The 18,133-nt window shown below is 60.6% G+C and carries 10 protein-coding genes and 10 pseudogenes; 9 read left to right on the top strand and 11 right to left on the bottom strand.

The window, feature by feature from the left end; genetic code table 11:
* Window positions 1-304 precede the first annotated feature (304 nt).
* The 6 genes and pseudogenes from X730_RS136540 to X730_RS1000000167895 all read left to right on the top strand — a co-directional run bounded on the left by X730_RS136540 (window position 305) and on the right by X730_RS1000000167895 (window position 7,616).
* A complete protein-coding gene (locus X730_RS136540) occupies window positions 305-1,270 on the top strand; it encodes an ABC transporter permease (RefSeq protein ID WP_031197478.1) in 966 nt (321 codons plus the stop codon).
* An 8-nt stretch (window positions 1,271-1,278) separates the two neighbouring features.
* Window positions 1,279-2,103, top strand: coding sequence for an ABC transporter permease (locus X730_RS136545; RefSeq protein WP_023827692.1), 825 nt, complete (start codon window positions 1,279-1,281; stop codon window positions 2,101-2,103).
* Window positions 2,103-3,823, top strand: a pseudogene (locus tag X730_RS01225) (ABC transporter ATP-binding protein). Before X730_RS136545 ends, X730_RS01225 begins: the two are co-directional and overlap by 1 nt.
* Window positions 3,824-4,000: 177 nt before the next feature.
* Window positions 4,001-4,909: pseudogene (locus X730_RS1000000168915) on the top strand (IS5 family transposase); the annotation flags it as partial.
* 929 nt (window positions 4,910-5,838) lie between these two features.
* Window positions 5,839-7,425: an ABC transporter substrate-binding protein gene (locus X730_RS136555; RefSeq protein WP_023827686.1), complete on the top strand. Its 1,587-nt coding sequence runs from the start codon at window positions 5,839-5,841 to the stop codon at window positions 7,423-7,425.
* Window positions 7,407-7,616 (top strand): hypothetical protein, encoded by a 210-nt coding sequence (locus tag X730_RS1000000167895; RefSeq protein WP_155922545.1) that lies wholly within the window; start codon window positions 7,407-7,409, stop codon window positions 7,614-7,616. Before X730_RS136555 ends, X730_RS1000000167895 begins: the two co-directional genes overlap by 19 nt.
* A 355-nt stretch (window positions 7,617-7,971) precedes the next feature.
* Here X730_RS1000000167895 and X730_RS136560 read toward each other — a convergent pair whose 3' ends face one another.
* Window positions 7,972-9,036, bottom strand: coding sequence for a serine hydrolase (locus X730_RS136560; protein WP_023827685.1), 1,065 nt, complete (start codon window positions 9,034-9,036; stop codon window positions 7,972-7,974).
* Window positions 9,037-10,163: 1,127 nt separating this feature from the next.
* Window positions 10,164-10,481, bottom strand: coding sequence for an integrase core domain-containing protein (locus X730_RS136570; protein ID WP_023827683.1), 318 nt, complete (start codon window positions 10,479-10,481; stop codon window positions 10,164-10,166).
* 22 nt (window positions 10,482-10,503) lie between these two features.
* Here X730_RS136570 and X730_RS1000000165580 point away from each other — a divergent pair.
* Window positions 10,504-11,906 (top strand): annotated as a pseudogene (locus X730_RS1000000165580) (IS30 family transposase).
* Here X730_RS1000000165580 and X730_RS1000000167035 read toward each other — a convergent pair.
* Window positions 11,866-12,102 (bottom strand): transposase, encoded by a 237-nt coding sequence (locus X730_RS1000000167035; protein ID WP_155922544.1) that lies wholly within the window; start codon window positions 12,100-12,102, stop codon window positions 11,866-11,868. The pseudogene X730_RS1000000165580 and the gene X730_RS1000000167035 overlap by 41 nt on opposite strands.
* Before the next feature lie 567 nt (window positions 12,103-12,669).
* Between X730_RS1000000167035 and X730_RS01000000164970 the strand changes: the two are divergent.
* Together X730_RS01000000164970 and X730_RS136580 are read left to right on the top strand one after the other, a co-directional pair.
* A pseudogene (locus X730_RS01000000164970) lies at window positions 12,670-13,760 on the top strand (IS5 family transposase).
* Window positions 13,757-14,101, top strand: coding sequence for a hypothetical protein (locus X730_RS136580; protein WP_023827679.1), 345 nt, complete (start codon window positions 13,757-13,759; stop codon window positions 14,099-14,101). The pseudogene X730_RS01000000164970 and the gene X730_RS136580 overlap by 4 nt, the downstream one beginning before the upstream one ends.
* Window positions 14,102-14,103: 2 nt before the next feature.
* Here X730_RS136580 and X730_RS136585 read toward each other — a convergent pair.
* From X730_RS136585 to X730_RS1000000168350, 8 genes and pseudogenes are all read right to left on the bottom strand, one after another.
* Window positions 14,104-14,445 (bottom strand): annotated as a pseudogene (locus X730_RS136585) (ISNCY family transposase); the annotation flags it as partial.
* Window positions 14,446-14,935: 490 nt separating this feature from the next.
* Window positions 14,936-15,352: a group II intron maturase-specific domain-containing protein gene (locus X730_RS1000000165575; RefSeq protein WP_245261445.1), complete on the bottom strand. Its 417-nt coding sequence runs from the start codon at window positions 15,350-15,352 to the stop codon at window positions 14,936-14,938.
* Window positions 15,349-15,657, bottom strand: coding sequence for a reverse transcriptase domain-containing protein (locus X730_RS1000000168910; RefSeq protein WP_245261444.1), 309 nt, complete (start codon window positions 15,655-15,657; stop codon window positions 15,349-15,351). Before X730_RS1000000168910 ends, X730_RS1000000165575 begins: the two co-directional genes overlap by 4 nt.
* Window positions 15,658-16,363: 706 nt before the next feature.
* Window positions 16,364-16,522 (bottom strand): annotated as a pseudogene (locus tag X730_RS1000000167025) (IS21 family transposase); the annotation flags it as partial.
* Between the two features lie 42 nt (window positions 16,523-16,564).
* Window positions 16,565-16,859: pseudogene (locus X730_RS1000000167890) on the bottom strand (IS4 family transposase); the annotation flags it as partial.
* A 27-nt stretch (window positions 16,860-16,886) separates the two neighbouring features.
* Window positions 16,887-17,003 (bottom strand): annotated as a pseudogene (locus X730_RS1000000168905) (IS4 family transposase); the annotation flags it as partial.
* Window positions 17,000-17,967, bottom strand: a pseudogene (locus X730_RS01000000164960) (IS4 family transposase); the annotation flags it as partial. The pseudogenes X730_RS01000000164960 and X730_RS1000000168905, both read right to left, overlap by 4 nt.
* A pseudogene (locus tag X730_RS1000000168350) lies at window positions 17,967-18,059 on the bottom strand (DUF4372 domain-containing protein); the annotation flags it as partial. The pseudogenes X730_RS01000000164960 and X730_RS1000000168350, both read right to left, overlap by 1 nt.
* Window positions 18,060-18,133: the final 74 nt, after the last annotated feature.

The raw sequence follows: 18,133 nt of genomic DNA, 5'->3' as shown, positions 1-18,133 counted from the left end.
CATCGACGAGAGCGCGCTCGAAAAATTCACCGTAAAAGGGTCAGTCGTCGTAACCTCTGCTAAATGATCGGGGCCTTCTCGCAGTTAGACCTGAGAGGCGAGACGCAGTTCGGAGCGAGAAAACGCCGATTTCCTGCGTTGATAAAGGACAATTCGCGTAATGCGGCCGATTAACGTTGGTATCGTCGTCGAAAGAGGGCGCAGCGGCAGGCCCGAGGCAAGAAGATGGAGGCAAGAAGATGGCACAGGAGCTCGACTACCTTAGCCGCTGCGGCGCTGCAGCCGGCGCCGCGAAGGGGCAGGCGTGACTTATGGTTCACCCGTTCTGAGGCTGGCTGCCCAGCGCATTGCGCTGGGCATTCTCCTTTTGCTAGCCGTTTCTGTCCTGATCTTCGCCGGCACCCAGATCCTGCCCGGCGACGTCGCGCAAGCCATCCTCGGACAATCGGCGACGCCGGAGTCGCTCGCCAATCTGCGTGAGCAGCTCGGCCTCAACGATCCCGCCTTTATCCGCTATTTCCGCTGGCTCGGCGGCATGTTGGCCGGCGACCTCGGCACGGCAATGTCAAACGGGCAGGATATCGCCACGTCGATCAAGGGACGGTTGTGGAACACGCTGTTCCTCGCCTTCTGGGCGGCGGTCGTTGCCGTGCCTCTGGCGATCATCCTGGGCCTGATCGCGGTGCGCTACCGCAATGGCTGGGTCGACAAGGTGATCTCCGGACTGGCGCTCGCCTCGACGTCGTTTCCCGAATTCTTCATCGGCTACGTGCTCGTCTATTTCTTCGCCGTGAAATGGCAGATCTTCCCGGGCATCTCGACCGTTCATGACGGCATGCCGTTCGGCGAGCGCATGCAGGCGATCGCGCTGCCGGCGACGGCGCTGACGCTGGGGGTACTCGCCCACATGATGCGCATGACGCGCGCCGCGATCCTCAACGTCATGCAGTCGGCCTATGTCGAGACGGCGGAACTGAAAGGCCTGTCGGCCTTCAATGTCATTCGCAAACATGCCTTTCCCAATGCCATTGCGCCGATCATCAACGTCGTCATGCTCAACCTCGCCTACCTGATCGTTGGCGTGGTCGTGGTCGAGGTGATCTTTGTGTATCCCGGCATGGGTCAATATCTCGTCGACCACGTCACCAAGCGCGACGTGCCTGTGGTGCAGGCGGTCGGGCTGATCTTCGCCGCCGTCTATATCGGGCTGAACATCATTGCGGACATTGCGGCGATCGTCGCCAATCCGCGTCTCAGACATCCGAAATAGGGGCGGGTATGCTCGACATCAAACGTATCCCCATCCCCGCGCTGATCGGCATGGTGCTGACGTCACTATTTGTGCTGGCGGCGATCTTCGCGCCCTTCATTGCGCCACACGGTAATGGCGAGATCGTCGGCGACGTCTGGGGACCGATGTCGGCGACGCATTGGCTGGGCACCGACAATCTCGGCCGCGACCTGCTGTCGCGTATGATCTACGGCGCCCGCGTCACCTTGTTCATCGCGGTGCTGGCCACCGCGCTGTCGTTCTCCCTTGGCGCCATCCTCGGCTTCTCAGGGGCGGTGTTCGGCGGCTGGTTCGACACGCTTTTGTCGCGTCTCGTCGATCTCCTGATGTCTATCCCGACGCTGATCATGGGCCTCGTCGTGCTCTCCGTGCTGCCGTCCAACCTGGTGACCCTAATCCTGGTGATGGGCATTCTCGACTCGACCCGCGTCTATCGGCTGTCGCGAGCGGTCGCCGTCGACATCAACGTCATGGACTATGTCGAGGCGGCCATGTTGCGCGGCGAAGGCAGAGCCTGGATCATCTTCCGCGAGATCCTGCCCAATGCGCTGTCGCCGCTGGTTTCCGAACTCGGCCTGCGCTTCATCTACGCCGTGCTGTTCCTGTCGACGCTGTCCTTCCTCGGCCTTGGCGTGCAGCCGCCCGACGCCGACTGGGGCGGCATGGTCATGGAAAACAAGAACGGCATCGTCTTCGGCATCGGGGCCGCCCTGATCCCGGCGGCGGCGATCGCGATGCTGGCTATTTCGGTCAACCTGGTCGCCGACTGGGTGCTCAACCGTACGACAAGCCTGAAGGGAGGACGCGGGTGATGGCCGACCAGCAGAAAAAATCCGTGCTGCTCGACATCCGCAACCTTCGTATCGAGGCGACGGTCTACCCGCCGGGCGAGCCGCCGAAGAACATCGTGCTCGTCGATGACGTGTCGCTGACGCTCGAAAAAGGCAAGGTGCTCGGCCTGATCGGCGAGTCCGGCGCCGGCAAGTCGACCATCGGCCTGTCGTCGATGGGCTACNGGTGCTCGGCCTGATCGGCGAGTCCGGCGCCGGCAAGTCGACCATCGGCCTGTCGTCGATGGGCTACGGCCGCGGCGGCGTGCGCATCACCGGCGGTGAGGTCATGCTCAACGGCCGCGACATCCTCAAGGGTGGCAAGGAGGGTTTTTGCAAGCTGCGCGGCCGCGAGGTCTGCTATGTCGCCCAATCGGCGGCAGCGGCCTTCAATCCGGCGCACAGGCTGATGGACCAGGTGGTGGAAGCCACGCTGCTACACGGCGTCGCTACCCGCGCCGAAGCCGAAAAGCGTGCCTTTGCACTCTTGAAGAAGCTCCGCCTGCCTGATCCGGAGAATATCAGTAAACGGTATCCGCACCAGGTCTCGGGCGGCCAGCTGCAGCGCGTGATGACGGCGATGGCGCTGTGCTCCGAGCCGGACCTGATCGTCTTCGACGAGCCGACGACGGCGCTCGACGTGACGACGCAGATCGACGTGCTGGCGGCGATCAAGGACGCAATCCGCGACACCCATGTCGCGGCGCTCTACATCACCCACGACCTTGCCGTCGTCGCCCAGGTCTCCGACGAGATCATGGTGCTGCGCCATGGCAAGATGGTCGAGCACGGCGAGACGCGCCAAATCATTGAAGCGCCGCGTATGGACTATACCAAGGCCCTGGTGTCGGTGCGCTCCATCGAGCATGAGGAAAAGAAGCCGACAGACAAGCCGTTGCTTGCGGTCGAGAACGTCACGGCCGCTTATGGCGGCGGGTATGTTCATGTGGTGCAGGATGTCTCAGTCAAAGTCCATACTGGCCAGACGTTGGCCGTCGTCGGCGAATCCGGCTCCGGCAAGTCGACGCTCGCCCGCGTTATCACTGGGCTCCTGCCGCCGATCTCCGGCAGCATCACCTTCGCGGGGCGGACACTATCGCCCAGGCTTGCCGATCGGACGAAGGACGACCTGCGCGAACTGCAGATGATCTACCAGATGGCCGACGTGGCGATGAACCCGCGTCAGACCGTCGGAACCATCATTGGCCGCCCGCTTCAATTCTATTTTGGGATGCGGGGACGCCAGCGCGATGCGCGCATCGCCGAGCTGCTCGACGAGATCGAGATGGGCAAGGGCTTCATCGACCGCTATCCTGCTGAGCTCTCGGGCGGCCAGAAGCAGCGCGTCTGCATTGCGCGCGCTCTCGCCGCCAAGCCCGAGCTCATCATCTGCGACGAGGTGACCAGTGCGCTTGACCCGCTTGTCGGCGACGGCATCCTCAAGCTGCTGCTTCGCCTGCAGAAAATCGAGGGGGTGGCCTATCTATTCATCACACACGACCTCGCGACCGTGAAGGCAATCGCCGATTCCATTGCGGTCATGTATCGCGGCGAGGTCGTCCGGTACGGCTCGAAGACGCAAGTCCTGACGCCGCCCTTCGATGCCTATACCGACCTGCTGCTGTCTTCCGTTCCCGAGGTGGAACTGGGCTGGCTGGAGAAGGCGATCACGGGACGGCGCATGGAGAGCGCAGGCCACTAAGTTGTGCTCTAATGCTTGCTTCGCCGGCGCTGGGCTACCGCGGTTGCCGAACACCATCGGCCTCTCACGCTCGACGCACGCGGCTAGGGCGAACTAGGACGTGTCCTCAGTTAGGGGATTCCCAAATCAGTCTTTGAGTGATTCATAGGCGGTCGGTTTGATTTGGGGAACCGACCGGTGCGGCGATATGGACTTCGCGACGACCAATGGGATCGGATCAAGGATTTCCTGCCCGGCCGGGAAGGCCATGTAGGTGGGACGGCGCAGGACAACCGGCTGTTTGTCGAAGCGGTGCTCTACCGCTACCGGGCAGGCATTCCCTGGCGCGACCTGCCGCCGCGTTTCAGGNGGTGGGACGGCGCAGGACAACCGGCTGTTTGTCGAAGCGGTGCTCTACCGCTACCGGGCAGGCATTCCCTGGCGCGACCTGCCGCCGCGTTTCAGGGAGTGGAAGATTGTCTGGCAACGCTTTGACCGGTGGGCCAAGAGCGGCGTTTTTGAGCGTATCTTCAAGACTTTGGCCAGTGACCACGACAACGAGTACATGTCGCTGGACGCGACCATCGTGCGGGCTCACCAACACAGCGCCGGCGCCCAAAAAAAGCGGGCGAAGACCAAGCCATCAGACGCTCCCGAGGCGGACTGACCACCAAGATCCACGCCATGGTCGGNCAAAAAAAGCGGGCGAAGACCAAGCCATCAGACGCTCCCGAGGCGGACTGACCACCAAGATCCACGCCATGGTCGACGCCTTGGGGCAACCCCGTCGGCTTCTCTCTGACCCCTGGCCAAGCCTCCCATCTTGGCCAGGCTGAGCCGCTGCTCGACCAAGTCGACCCGCAAGCCCTTCTTGCGGACAAGGCCTACGACGCCGATGCCCTCATCCGAACCCTTGAGGACCGACGAATCACGCCGGTCATCCCACCCAAGGCCAACCGCGTCACGCCGCGCCAGACCGATTTCGCGCTCTACCGCGAGCGCAATCTCGTCGAGCGGTTCTTCAACAGGCTCAAGCACTTCCGCGCCATCGCCACCCGCTATGACAAGACCGCGCGTAATTTCCTCGCCGCCGTTCAACTCGTCGCTATAACTTTCCTCCTCAACCGAGGACACGCCCAAGTTGTTCATGTGTTGCTGAGGTGCACGGTGGATGCCTCGAACCAATGCCGGGCAATGCGCGCGACTCGGGCCTGGAAGCTGAGGCTACGCTTCCAAAATCAAAACCGGGGATTGGGCTTGGGTCGGCCGCGGCTTCGGCACGCGTCCCATCGTGGCTGTGGATTTGGATGAGTTGGCGTATGTTTTGGATCCCGTCGGTAATAGCGGGCGTGTAGCTGTCGCCCACGCCATGGACGCCAGTGAGCCGGCCTCAGATGTCATTCGACGTAATCTTATGCAGCTAGTCTGATGGCTCTGCCAAGGTGCTCCCCGACAGGTCCGGGGAAGGCCAGCGTGCACGGCAGGCAAGCTGACGAAGGGATCATTGCCCAATGGCGCAATGGTTTCCAGATGCTATGGGAGCACCGCGGGATCGCGCTCGTACGTCGATATTAGAGATCCTATGGTGCAGCAGAGCAATAGTGGCGCCTCGACGACTGCCCGAAACCATCTTTATGAAGTCGGTCTACGGCGCGACAAGCCGGCCTCTCCCTCGTGAATTGCCTCAGGATTGCGAAGGGAGCTGCATTCAAGAAGGCTCGCCGTCATTCTTCACGCCATGTGGAAAACGAACGAACATTCCTCCGCGTTAGTCGACCAGCCTTATCGAAGAACCCCAGACCCGACGTCCATGATCATTCCTTGCCGGGACGCCTGCAGAGATGGAGGGATATCGTCCATCCCGGCTGAGCGAGGAACGGGCACTCTCCAGCAGCAAGCGTAGGAAGTGAGGGAGAAAACGCCGATTTCCTGCGTTGATAAAGGAAAATTCGCGCAATGCGGCCGATTCACGTTGGTATCGTCGTGGAAAGAGGGTGCATTGTCAGGCCCGAGGCAAGATAGAGGGAGGAAAGAAGATGACACAGGAACTCGACTACCTCAGCCGCTGCGTCGCTGCGGGCCGGCTGAGTCGACGTGAATTTCTCGGCCGTGCAACGGCGCTGGGCGTCTCAGCGGCCTTCGCGAATTCGCTGCTTGCCGGTGCCGCACGGGCCCAGGGGCCGGTTCGTGGCGGAATCCTGAAAGCCGGCCTCCACAGCGGTGGCTCGACCGACAGCCTCGATCCGGCGACCTATACGTCGGTGGTGGTAAAAAGCTTCAGCTATTGCTGGGGCGAGTATCTCGTGGCGCTGGCGCCCGACGGCGGACTGGAAAATCGCCTCGCCGAGGAAGTCGGTTCGTCTAAGGACGCCAAGACCTGGACGATGAAGATCCGCAAGGGGGTCGAGTTCCACAACGGCAAGACCGTGACAGCGGAAGATGTGGTAGCGACGCTTGAGCGTCACTCCGACGCCAAGTCGCAGTCCGGCGCGCTCGGCTTGCTGAAAAGCATCGACACCATTAAGGCGAATGGCGACGAGGTCGTCGTGACGTTGACGGATCCCAATGTCGACTTCCCCTATTTGATGACTGACTATCATCTCGTCATCCAGCCGAACGGTGGCAAGGACAATCCGGCCGCCGGCATCGGCGCCGGTCCTTACAAGGTGTCCGTCAACGAGCCCGGTGCCCGCTACGGCGGCGATCGCTTTGCCAATTTCTGGCAGTCCGACAAGATGGGCTTCGCCGACCAGGTCGACATCTTGGTCATCAACGACAACACGGCCCGCATCTCAGCGCTGCAGGCCGGCCAGGTGCACATGATCAGCAACGTCGACCCCAAGGTCGTCGATCTCATCAAGCGCGTGCCCAGCCTGAAGGTCGAGACCGCGTCGAGTCCCTCTTATTGCTGCTTCAACATGATGTGTGACACCGCGCCGTTCGATAACAACGATCTGAGGATGGCGCTCAAGCTCGCCATTGACCGTGAGGAGATGGTCGACAAGATCCTGCGCGGCTACGGCACAATCGGCAACGACTTCCCGGTCAATGCCTCATATCGGCTCTCCGCCGATGACATCCCGCAGCGCGAATTCGACGCCGACCAGGCCAAGTACTATTACGAGAAATCTGGTCACAGCGGCCCCATTCTTCTTCGGGTTGCGGACGCCGGCTTCCCCGGCGCCGTCAACGCCGCCCAGCTCTTCCAGCAGAGCTGCGCCAAGGCCGGCATTGCCATCGAGGTCAAGCGCGAGCCGGATGACGGCTACTGGTCCGAGGTCTGGTCAAAGCAGCCGTTCTACAACACCAGCTGGGGCGGCCGCGCGACGCAGGACCAGATATACTCGACCGCCTATCTGTCGACGGCGTCCTGGAATGACACGCACTTTCGCAACGAGAAGTTCGACAAGCTGCTCATCGAGGCACGCGCGGAATTCGACCAGGACAAGCGCAAGAACCTCTATCGCGAGATGGGCCTCCTACTTCGCGACGAGGGCGGGGTGATAATACCTATGTTCGCCCAGGTCATCGACGCCATCTCCGACAAGGTCGGCGGCTACGCCGGCTTCCGCGACAACCTCATGAACGGTTACGCGTTCTCCAAATGCTGGCTTACGGCTTGATCGAGCTAACGCTGATCGCCCAGCGCATCGCGCTGGGCGTTCTGCTTTTCTTCGCTGTTTCGGTTCTTATCTTCGACAGGACATATATCCTGCCAAGTGACTTTACAATCAACCCTCGGCCAGCAGCGACCTCAGAACGCTTGCCAACGCCGAACGTGTCTCAACAATGCCTGCCTGCTTCGCTATTTTGACTGGATGCTCGGTGGGCTGACCGGCGATGTCGCCAACGCTCTGTCGAGGGCAGAACATACCGATCTGCTGCGCCGCCGCCTGTGGAACACCGTTTTTGGTGGTTCCACGCCTACTGGATCAGCGTGATCGAGGAAACGGAGACGACATCCGTGTTCGGCATTCCGGTGGGGTTCAGCCCGCCGCGGCGATCGCGGCGCTGGCGGTCGCCAATACCGAGCGTGCGGCGGCGTAGTTTGGGTAACGATCGGAGTCAGCCGGCAAGCCCTATTTGGTGCGGTATACGTCGGGAGGCGAACAGGCGAGCGATATCTGCAAACTCGCGGACATCTAGTGCCCATTGAAATCTTATATTCTCTATTTCGCCAATTGATCCCGGATGGCGCGCATCGCCGCGCGTGTATCATCGTAACTAAACTCGGGTTTGGGTACCGGCCGATGGTGAGTGAACACCTCTCCCGGGACGGACCGGTGCGAGAGCTTCATCGCCGCGAAATCGGATTGGGGGTCGATATAGAGAGTTTGGCCGGCATAGCCATCGTGGCCATAGTCCCGCCGTTTCCGGTCAAAGATCTCAAAACAATTGTGGTAAGCGAGCTGCCCACCCTGTAATTGAAATAGCCCGTCGCTTGCTGCTCGGGTGTGGTCGATCCATTCAGCCGGAACGATTTGCCTTCCGTTGAGCTTGCCGCGGCGCAGATGCAGCAGCGCGAAGCGGGCCCAGTCACGAAGTGTGGCCTGGAACCCTCCGGACGTCATAGCATGCCGCGCCGGGTCCACGATTTGACAGGCGTCTTCCTCCGCCCCCATCGGACTCCACAATTCGCTGCTGAACAGCTCCGGGAGAAACGTGCCGGTTACCCGCTGCATGATGAAGCCCAGCACGTCATGGTTCGGGTCAAAGTAAGCGTACCGTGCGCCGTGCGGCGCCTCCTGCTTCGTTATTCCCAGTATGGCGTCCCAGACACTAGCTGGAGCGTCAGGATGGGTTTCCACAGGCCCATGATATCCTAAAGCCACAACGTAATTGTAGTACTGGCTACCTGCCACATACTGATCGTCCTCTCCTTTGCCGATCGTCGCGCCCGCAGTATGGTCAAGGAGATGCTGCACCGTGGCGCCGCGATAAGCGGTCGCCTGAAGTTCCGGCAAATACCGTGTTACCAGGCTTCCAGGATCAATGAGATCTTTGCCGACGAGTATGCCGACCATCGTTCCCGTGAGGGTCTTCGAGACCGATCTGCCAACGTGCTGAAAATGCGGTTCCATGCCATTCATATATGTTTCGAACACGATCTCGCCGCGATGCAGAACCAGAAACCCGGCAGTATAATCCCTCTCGAGAAACTCGCTCACTGTGGCGCGACGGCCATCGCGGAAGGCGATTTCGATGCCTCCGATGTCTCTGAGCCGCCGGGGCATTGTCAGGACCGGTCCTGGACCCCGCCAAACCCTGGCGGTTCGCGTATGCTCGCTCACATTCGAAAAGGTCCAACGGCTGTAAGGCCAAAGGGACCACTCATTGGCTTGGATCATCGGCGCGCCTAGTGTTGGATCGAGCTGGCCGGACTCTGGATCGAACTGCGATGTGTTGCTGCCGACTGGAGCGACTGGGGTGGGCGGCATCTTTGTCATTCCCGAACAGGACGAAACCGAGGTCGCGGCCGCACTTCGAACAGTTCGCGTACTTTTCATAGACAATTCCCTAATGCACCGCGCTGCGGAACTAACAATGGGCGGCATAGATGTTGACGCCGTTTCTGGCCAGCAAAGCTAGCATGTGTGGAAGAGCTGCTTTGCGCGATGCGCCCGCCCCGCAAGCAGGAAATCAGCATTTTTTGGCGTACCGCGCACAAAGCCGTTGAATGACGCTTGAATGACTCCCCACGCTCAAGGCTTTGGTGGCGTGAAATCGTGTCGATTAAAGCTGACCGTGAAATGACCGGGGTGGTGGCCTTTCTCGATTACCCGTCAATGTATCGCATCGTTTTCTGCAGGGTTGGAACCCACCCTTGCTCTATCGTTGCCCCCGGTCTCTGGATCCAATTTTGTCAATCAGCTGCTCACCGAGATGGTGCGGTCCGCTCTTTTTGGTCGGAGATCCAGCCCCAAGGAAGCTGCCGTCTCAGCTTGGCAATCCTCTTGTGGCGGAATGCAGCGTCACCGCATCACTCGGTTGATAACTGCGGCTGATTTGTCATGGGGGCTGCGGGGCGAGAAGACGGTTTTGGTTAGGTTTGAGCGGGCCCAAGAAATACGACCTCGCCTCTTCATTGAGATCGTGACCACCCGAAAGCACTTGATCGGCGCGTTCGGTTGGCATCATTCTTCTCGACTTCAAAGCGACGCATCGTAGCTCCGGTGCGCGCTGGCCGAGCGCGACGACCTCAACGACCTCTGCCAGATCGCGATGGTCGAACTTCATAAACAGTCAAACCACCTGTCGCCTGCAAGTGCCTTTAGTCGGTGTCGTCGCCATAACTGCGTATTGAGCAAGAAAAACGCAGAGTTCCTGCGATTTGGAGTGCGCCCTTTCGGGTGGACAGATTTCAGGCCGCTGATTTGCCAGTGTGTCGGATGTTTTGATCCTCGAATTGCTGCGGGCTGAGATATCCCAGCGCCGAATGGAGCCGGCGTTTGTTGTAGACCTCGTCGATGAAGTGGGGAAGTTGCGCTGTAACGTCCTCGAACGTTTCGAGCGCCATCGGGTAGACCGCCTCGACATTGAGGGTTTTCATAAAGCTCTCCGCCTTGGCATTGTCATAAGGGTTGCCTCTGCGGCCCATCGAGCCCGCCAGACCATGGCCGGCCAGAAGTTGCCGGTAGGCCTCGGCGGCATACTTGGCGGATTCAAACGGTCGTCGCAACACTCTGACATTGGAGGTTGCGATGACTATTCAAAAGCGGCGATCACACCAATCTGGACGAGCGCCGTTGCCATCACCTGGACGGCCGCCAGAAGCGGGGCGATCCGAACTTCGGCGATTTTGGTTGGGGATTGCCCGAGGGATGCCCAGCGAGAATGCTGCGTTGGAGGCCGGCATATCGCAGCCTGTCGGAGCAAGATTGTTCCGAAAGGCAGGCGGTATGCCCCCATCGATGTTCAGATTTTCGGCCAAGCTGCCCTGCGGCCGGTATCTCTCTTTCGCGGAACGTGAAGAGATCGCAATTCTTCGCGTCCAGGGCCTTTCGATGCGCAACATCGGTCGCCGCCTTGGTCGATCCGCCTCAACGATTTCCCGCGAGTTGCGCCGCAATGCTGCCACGTGCGCAGCGGTGGCCTGGAGTATCGTGCGTCGACTGCCCAATGGCACGCCGAGCGATCAGGCCGGCGCCCGAAGATTGCCAAGCTTGCGCTGAACCAGGCCCTGCGCCTCTATGTCGAGGAAAGGCTTGCCGGAACAGTCGCGGCACCTGACGGAATAGTCGCTCCTGGTCCTACGGTCCCCTGGATCGGACGCCGGCATGGGCAACGAAAGGATAGAAGATGGGGCAAGGCATGGAGCCCAGAGCAGATCGCCCAGCGTCTGGCGATAGATTTCCGGATGACGAGACGATGCGGATCAGCCACGAAGCCATCTATCAAGCCCTCTTCGTCCAAGGTCGAGGAGCGCTGCGGCGAGAGTTGACGGCATGCCTGCGGACTGGGCGAGCCCTGCGGACGCCACGGGCGCGCGTCGGCCTGCGTGGCAAGGGCTTCGTGTCATCCGAGATCATGATCAGTCAGCGCCCGGCTGAAGCGGATGACCGTGCAGTCCCCGGACATTGGGAAGGCGATCCTCGGGCTTGGCAGTTCGGCGATCGGTACGCTCGTGGAGCGCACGACACGGTTCACGATGCTGCTGCACCTACCGCGACTGGACGGCCACGGCGAAGCACCACGCTCCAGGAATGGACCGGCCCTCGCCGGGCATGGTGCGGAGGCTGTCCGTGACGCCATCACGCGCACCATCGCAACCCTGCCCACGGAACTTCGTCGCTCGTTGACATGGGATCAGGGCGCCGAGATGGCCCAACACGCTGCCCTCAAAATCGACTCAGGGATCCAGGTCTACTTCTGCGATCCCCAGAGTCCTTGGCAGCGCGGCACCAACGAGAACACCAATGGGCTGCTGCGCCAGTATTTTCCGAAAGGCACGGACCTGAGCGCGCATAGCGCCGCAACGATCGCTGCCGTCGCAGCGACGCTCAACGCGAGACCTCGAAAAGCGCTCGGCTGGAAGACGCCAGCTGAAGCGCTTGACCAATGGCTCATGAAAAGAAAAACCGACCCTGTTGCGACGACCGTTTGAATCCGCCTTCCGTGATCAGAGCCGCTGAGGCCACATCCTCATCCAAACCGCCAGCTTCATACTTGCCAACCCAGATCCGGATCAGGGTGCGGGTGATGTCGTGCCGTTGCGCCAAGCTGTGAAACGTATCGCCCGACAGATATTCCTGAACAACCTGACGCTTGAACGTGATGCTGTAGCTGCGGTGTCTTGCCATGGTTCTCTCTCCGAAACCCGACAGCACTGGTAAATCCTTCAAACCCAATCTGTCCACCCGCAGGGGCGCACACCAATTAGGGGGCAATTTTGTGCAAGCGAGCAATCCGCTGGTATATCAATTCAGCGCGTACAAGGACATGAGACCGCTGCAAGGAACGAGACCGAACGCCCGTGCGGCCAGCCCTCGGTAGAAAGCGTTTTGCAGGAACTAGACTAGTTTCTGCCCATAAACGCGCCTATTTTTCTGCTTTTGCAAGCACTTAACCTCGTCCAGTGAAGCTCATTGAATGGCATGGACAGGATCAAGAGCGCCGGTGTTGACAAAGTGGGATGATGGGCCGGCGCGCACCACGGAGCCCTGTCACTGATCGGCACGACGGCAGCGGCGATACTGTGATGTCAGTTCGGTTCGAGGCGTGTGAACAGGACGCGGTTGTAAGCCACGGCCGAGGACCAGACGAAGGTCGTGAAGTGATCTAGCCTAGTCTAGCAGGCTGCTGAAAATGGGCTCGCGACGGTTCCAGGTTTCGCGACTCACTCTGACCACGAGAGGTGGGAGTGAATCGTGCGGGGCGGTGACGGACAGACGGGCGAGTTGTTCAGCTACGTAGGCCTTGAGGTGCGGGTGCGGCGCAATCATCCGCTGCGGACGATTCGGGCGATTGTGAACGAGGCGCTTTCGGCACTGGAGCGGGAGTTCGCGGCGCTGTGCTGGCCGATCGGGCGGCCGTCGATCCCACCGGAGAAGCTGCTGCGGGCGATGCTGTTGCAGGCGTTCTATTCGATCCGCTCGGAACGGCTTTTGATGGAGCGGCTGGAATACGATCTTCTGTTCCGCTGGTTCGTCGGCATCGGCGTCGATGCTGGCTGCTTGGGACCATTCGGTATTCTCGAAGAACCGCGACCGGCTGCTGGAGGGCGACATTGCGGCGAAGTTCCTGGCTGCCGAGGTGGCGCAGCCCAAGGGGAAGAAGCTTCTGTCCACGGACCACTTCTCGTTCGACGGCACGCTGATCGAGGCGTGGGCGTCGATGAAGAGCGTCAAACCAAAGGACGGGTCGGGCGAACCGCCGGCAGATGGCGGCGGACGCAATGCGGAAGCGGACTTCCACGGCGAGAGGCGATCGAACGAGACGCATGCCTCGACCACCGATCCTGACGCCAGGCTCTACCGCAAGTGGCGGGGCAAGGAGGCGAAGCTGTGCTTCATGGGGCCTTGGCTGATGGAGAACCGCCACGGCCTTCTGGTCGACGCCTGCCTGACGCTTGCCGACGGGCATGCCGAGCGGGTGGCGGCACTCCATATGATCGAGCCTCGTGCGGATCGGCCGGCTGCGATCACGCTCGGCGCTGACAAGGCCTATAGCGCGGAAGACTTCATCAATGAGCTGCGCTCGATGAAGGTCACGCCGCACGTAGGGCAGAACACCAGCGGCCGCTGTTCGGCGATCGATGGGCGCACGACGCGGCACGGCCTATGCCGTCAGCCAGCGTATCCGCAAGCGCATTGAGGAGGCGTTCGGATGGATCAAGACGGTCGCCGGAGAGGCGAAGACGAAGTTGCGTGGCCGCGACCGTGTCGGATGGGCCTTCACTTTCAGCGCCACCGCCTACAATCTAGTGCGGCTACCGAAGCTGCTAGCGGTGCCGACATGACCGCGCCTGCTGGCTGCCAGTTGATCTGCCGCTGGCGGATCATCGCAGCTGACCTGTGGGATCGAGGCTATCTCGACCTCGGCGGACCCGCCACCATCACTGTCGGGGCTGACAACTACGGCGAGATCGCCTTTGGCGCCCTGCAAGCCAGCCTCGATCTCGGCTACAGTCCCTCGATGGTCTTCTTCACATGGGCCGGCTGTGACGAGATGGACGAAGTCACTGGCGGCGGCTCCGCCGAAATGCTCGACGACGGCTCGATCGAGATCACCTTCGCCTATCACAACGGCGACGAGGCGATCCTCAAATCCAAACGAGATACTTCTCCAACAGCCTGCTAGACTAGGCCACGCCAGGTGCAGCCTGCCAAGCTGCAAGCGCGCTTCAAGCACGATATTCCGGCTTCGATGCCGGCGCGGAAGTTGCGTAGCTTGCGATAGACCCACTTGCTTCTAACCATGTCCTCGATCCTGAGCCCGGCCTTCTTGTGGAAGGCACTCGGAGACGCCCCACGCCTTCGCTGTGGCCAGGTTGTCGCGAGTGGCGGAGCCGCCATCGGCGCCGCTTGCCGCGGCGTTTCGCCGTAGAAGGTGATGTGGCGCTCCAGCATAGGCAGCAGCCGCTCGCTGTCCGCCGGATTGCCTGCTTCGATTACCAGATCGAGGATCATGCCGCTCCTGCCAGTGGGCCTGCGCCTTCCTCTTGAGCTCGGCAAATCGCGCCAGCAGTCCGGCGACGTCGCCGGCCACAACCGAATGCTTCGACATCTTCTCACCGCCACCCGGCGACAGCGAGTTGATCAACCATTTCGAGCGGCTCAACTCCAATGAGACGAAGATTGCGCCAAGATCGGTACCGATAGCGGTCGGCGCTTCGGATTGGTGAGCTCCAATGGGCATGCTTGCCTCCAGGGTAAGGTGTTGATTCAGCGACCTCACTTTGCCAGAGCGCAGGTCGCTATCCACCCTCCTCATAGGATCTGGCTTGGACGGTGCGTCCTTGGCGCAGGCGGTGGCAGGGTTTTGGACTCAGTGGCATTACCGCCGGGCCTTGCTCGTGGAGAACCAGGATTCATTCAAACAATCAACTATTTGCCGTTGGCGAGTAGCGGAAACGCTTGCGCGCCTCCGCTCTCTCAGAACCGTGCGTGAACCTCTCAGCTCACACGGCTCCCATCAGGCAAACGTGCCGATCAGACCGAGTTGCCAGTGCACGAAGAGATCGGTGCGCTGCTTGACGATCCGTTGTAAGAACCGACTTGCCCGAGCCTTACCCCTGCCAAAGCGCTTGAACTTCCGCCTTGCCCACGCAAGCACCGTCTGATTGACGTAGCGAAGTATGGGCTGCAGCCCCGTTGGCGCGTACCGTCCATAATAGCTGATCCATCCCCTGAGGAGCGGATTGATCAGCCGGGCGATGTCGTTCAACGAGAGCTGCGTCTGTCGGCGGATGTGCAAGTCCCTGATCTTTTCCCGCATTGCTTTCAGCGCCGAGGAACTGACCGCTGGTGTGAAGCCGCAAAACAGTCGCCCGATTTGCGTTCCCCATACCACGCGCGGTCGGAAACAATATCCGAGGAAGTCGAACGTCACGTTCGGATGTTGCCCTCTGCGTTTTTGGAGTCTCTGCAGTAGACGATCTTGGTCTTCGTCGGGTGCAGTTCCAGTTGGCATTCCGCCAACCTCGCCTGAAGCGCAGCCTTGACGGCTTCCGCCTCCTGCTCGGTCCGGCAGTGCACCAGCCCATCATCCGCATACCGACACCATGGAAGGTCGGGATGTGTCCGTTTCATCCACCGATCAAACGCATAGTGCGGAAAAAAAGATTTGAAAGAATCGGCGAAACGACGCAGGACCTTCGTCACTACTATGGGTTGATCCGCCCCAACTTCCTGCATCGGTACTGTCGCCTCACGGTGGTGTGCCGCTTGTGGCTTCTCCCTTGGCATCAGAAAGCTGGTTCCTGCAGTTCCGCGCAAAAGCCTGCATCCGGCTCATGCCCCCTATAGACTGTCGCCCAGTCATCAGGCTCCCGACGGACTTGTCCCGAGAGATCCACACGCCCTCGGTTTTTTGTGTTAAAGAGTGCTAACGACGCGTGCTTGCGTTCATCTTCCGGATGCCTACCTGCCCCGGATCATGTCCGCGGCTTTTGGCCCAACGCTAACCACCATGGCTCTTCTACCACAGCAGCTTGGGCTGGTTTGAGACCCGCTCCTGAAAGCCGAACCCGAGGGGCCTACCCTCATCTCTCACGCAGCTTTTCAGCATGTTGTCAGTCACCATCGAACCTCTCCTTCTGCTTGCTGCAGCACACTATGGATGGAAACTAGACTATCTGAGTCACCGTAGGCCGGTGAGGCGACGGGAGTGTATAGGCCGTGCGACGGCGCGCCCGGATCGCTAGGGATACGGAATGGAGGACACTTCAAACATGGGTACGACGTCCTGCAAACGAAGTTGTGTCTCGATTTATCGACGTTGAGAGATGCCGAACACATTATCTCGAATCCTGGATCCGGGCCTACCGTTGTGCTCCTGCACGGCGCTTCGATGGCAATCGATGCCTGGTCAACGTGCCGCGAAGGTATCGACCGCCGCCTGACGCGGCTTACGCGGTCCGTAGGCCGGAGCCTCGAGCCCGCGCTCAATGTATTTGCGCACCGTCTTGCGGTCGATCCCGCTCGCCCCGGCGATCGCCGACACCGACAGGCCCCGCCCATGCAAGTCCAGTAACATCATCATCTCCCCGATTTTGATCACCGAAATCCCTCTCTCGACCATCGCAGGGCTGTCCGGGGAAAGTCATGCATAGGTAAAGCACATCTGGTTTTGGCGAGGAGTTGGGTTTTCGTTGACTCGGGTTGACGGGCGGCGGTTTGTCGATGGCGGCGACGTTGCGGCGCTCGAACAGGCATCTGGTGACCAGATCGGTGAACCTCAGGATTGGCATGGCGATACGGCAGGCGCGAGCGGCGATGCCCAGCAGCGCATAGGCGATCAAGGCGGCGAAGAGTTGCAGGCGGACGGCATTGTCGTTGTTGCCGAGGAACTTGCGGGTTTTGAGGTGCTGCTTGATCCAGCGGAACAACAGCTCGAGAAGNCGGCAGGCGCGAGCGGCGATGCCCAGCAGCGCATAGGCGATCAAGGCGGCGAAGAGTTGCAGGCGGACGGCATCGTCGTTGTTGCCGAGGAACTTGCGGGTTTTGAGGTGCTGCTTGATCCAGCGGAACAACAGCTCGAGAAGCACATCTGGTTTGGCGAGGAGTTGGGTTTTCGTTGACTCGGGTTGACCGGCGGCGGTTTGTCGATGGCCGCGATGTTGCGGCGCTCGAAGAGGCACCTGGTGACCAGATCGGTGAACCTGAGGATTGGCATGGCGACACGGCAGGCGCGACCGGCGATGCGCAGCAGCGCATAGGCGATCAAGGCGGCGAAGAGTTGCAGGCGGACGGCATTGTCGTTGTTGCCGAGGAACTTGCGGATTTTGAGGTGCTGCTTGATCCAGCGGAACAACAGCTCGATCTGCCATCGGCCCTTGTAGAGCTGTCCTATCTCGACGGCGGATCGCTTGAGGTCGTTGGTCAAGAGCGTGATGGTGTCGCCGTTCTTTCACTTAAGGATGAGCCGGCGCAACGGGATTGCCAGCTTGCATTGGTTTTGCTGGCAAGACTTACGTTGGCATCCTCCAGAATGGTGAAGCCATCGCCCTGAGTTTGGGCGATGCGGCACTGGCGCAGCACCTTGAGGCCCATATTGGATTTGGGTCGCGTGACGAAGAAGGCTCGGCGGGTGGCGATCGCTGTCCACCAGCCGTAATGGCAGTAGCCCTTGTCGAACACATAGCTGGCGCCCTTCTCGATGGTGATCGTGCGGCCGATCTGGGCATCGTTGACATTGGCATCGGTGATGTCGAGGACTCGCGGGCAATCGCTGTCGGAATCGTAAACGACATGCATCTTTATGCAACGAATGCGGCCGTTCGACTTGGCCAGGCGCAGGCCTTGCCGAGCGGAATGGGCGTGGAATCGATAAGCCGCGTCCTGCCGGTCGAGTTGGCGGCAAGCAGACCGAAAGTCTCGGCAAAGACACCAACGGGGCGGCGGCCGTTGGCATCCGACAAGGTCGAGCGGCGCAACCGGTCGCTGCCGAAATGATAATGGTGCTGGCAGTTGGCGTTCCAGCCGGCTTTCAGGCTATGCAGGCTGTTGGCGCCACTGAGCTGCGCGTAAACCAACTCCATCAGGTGGTCCCAACTCTTGAACGACTTGTCATAAGTGTCCCGGTCATGGCTATCCACAACTCTAAAAGCAGCGCCGAGGCGATGGAGCGTCACGGACTTCTTCGTTTTACCGCGGAAATCCGCACCCGGTT

Source organism: Mesorhizobium sp. L103C131B0, from assembly GCF_000502275.1.
Classification (GTDB): Bacteria; Pseudomonadota; Alphaproteobacteria; order Rhizobiales; family Rhizobiaceae; genus Mesorhizobium.
This window is presented reverse-complemented; position numbering and strand designations above follow the sequence as displayed.

Bases quoted from the DNA above. Each gene is read 5' to 3' on its own strand.
- X730_RS136545 (WP_023827692.1), top strand. From the start codon at position 1,279: ATGCTCGACATCAAACGTATCCCCATCCCCGCGCTGATCGGCATGGTG.
- X730_RS136555 (WP_023827686.1), top strand. From the start codon at position 5,839: ATGACACAGGAACTCGACTACCTCAGCCGCTGCGTCGCTGCGGGCCGG.
- X730_RS1000000167895 (WP_155922545.1), top strand. From the start codon at position 7,407: ATGCTGGCTTACGGCTTGATCGAGCTAACGCTGATCGCCCAGCGCATC.
- X730_RS136560 (WP_023827685.1), bottom strand. From the start codon at position 9,036: ATGCCCCGGCGGCTCAGAGACATCGGAGGCATCGAAATCGCCTTCCGC.
- X730_RS1000000167035 (WP_155922544.1), bottom strand. From the start codon at position 12,102: ATGGCAAGACACCGCAGCTACAGCATCACGTTCAAGCGTCAGGTTGTT.
- X730_RS136580 (WP_023827679.1), top strand. From the start codon at position 13,757: ATGACCGCGCCTGCTGGCTGCCAGTTGATCTGCCGCTGGCGGATCATC.
- X730_RS1000000168910 (WP_245261444.1), bottom strand. From the start codon at position 15,657: ATGCAGGAAGTTGGGGCGGATCAACCCATAGTAGTGACGAAGGTCCTG.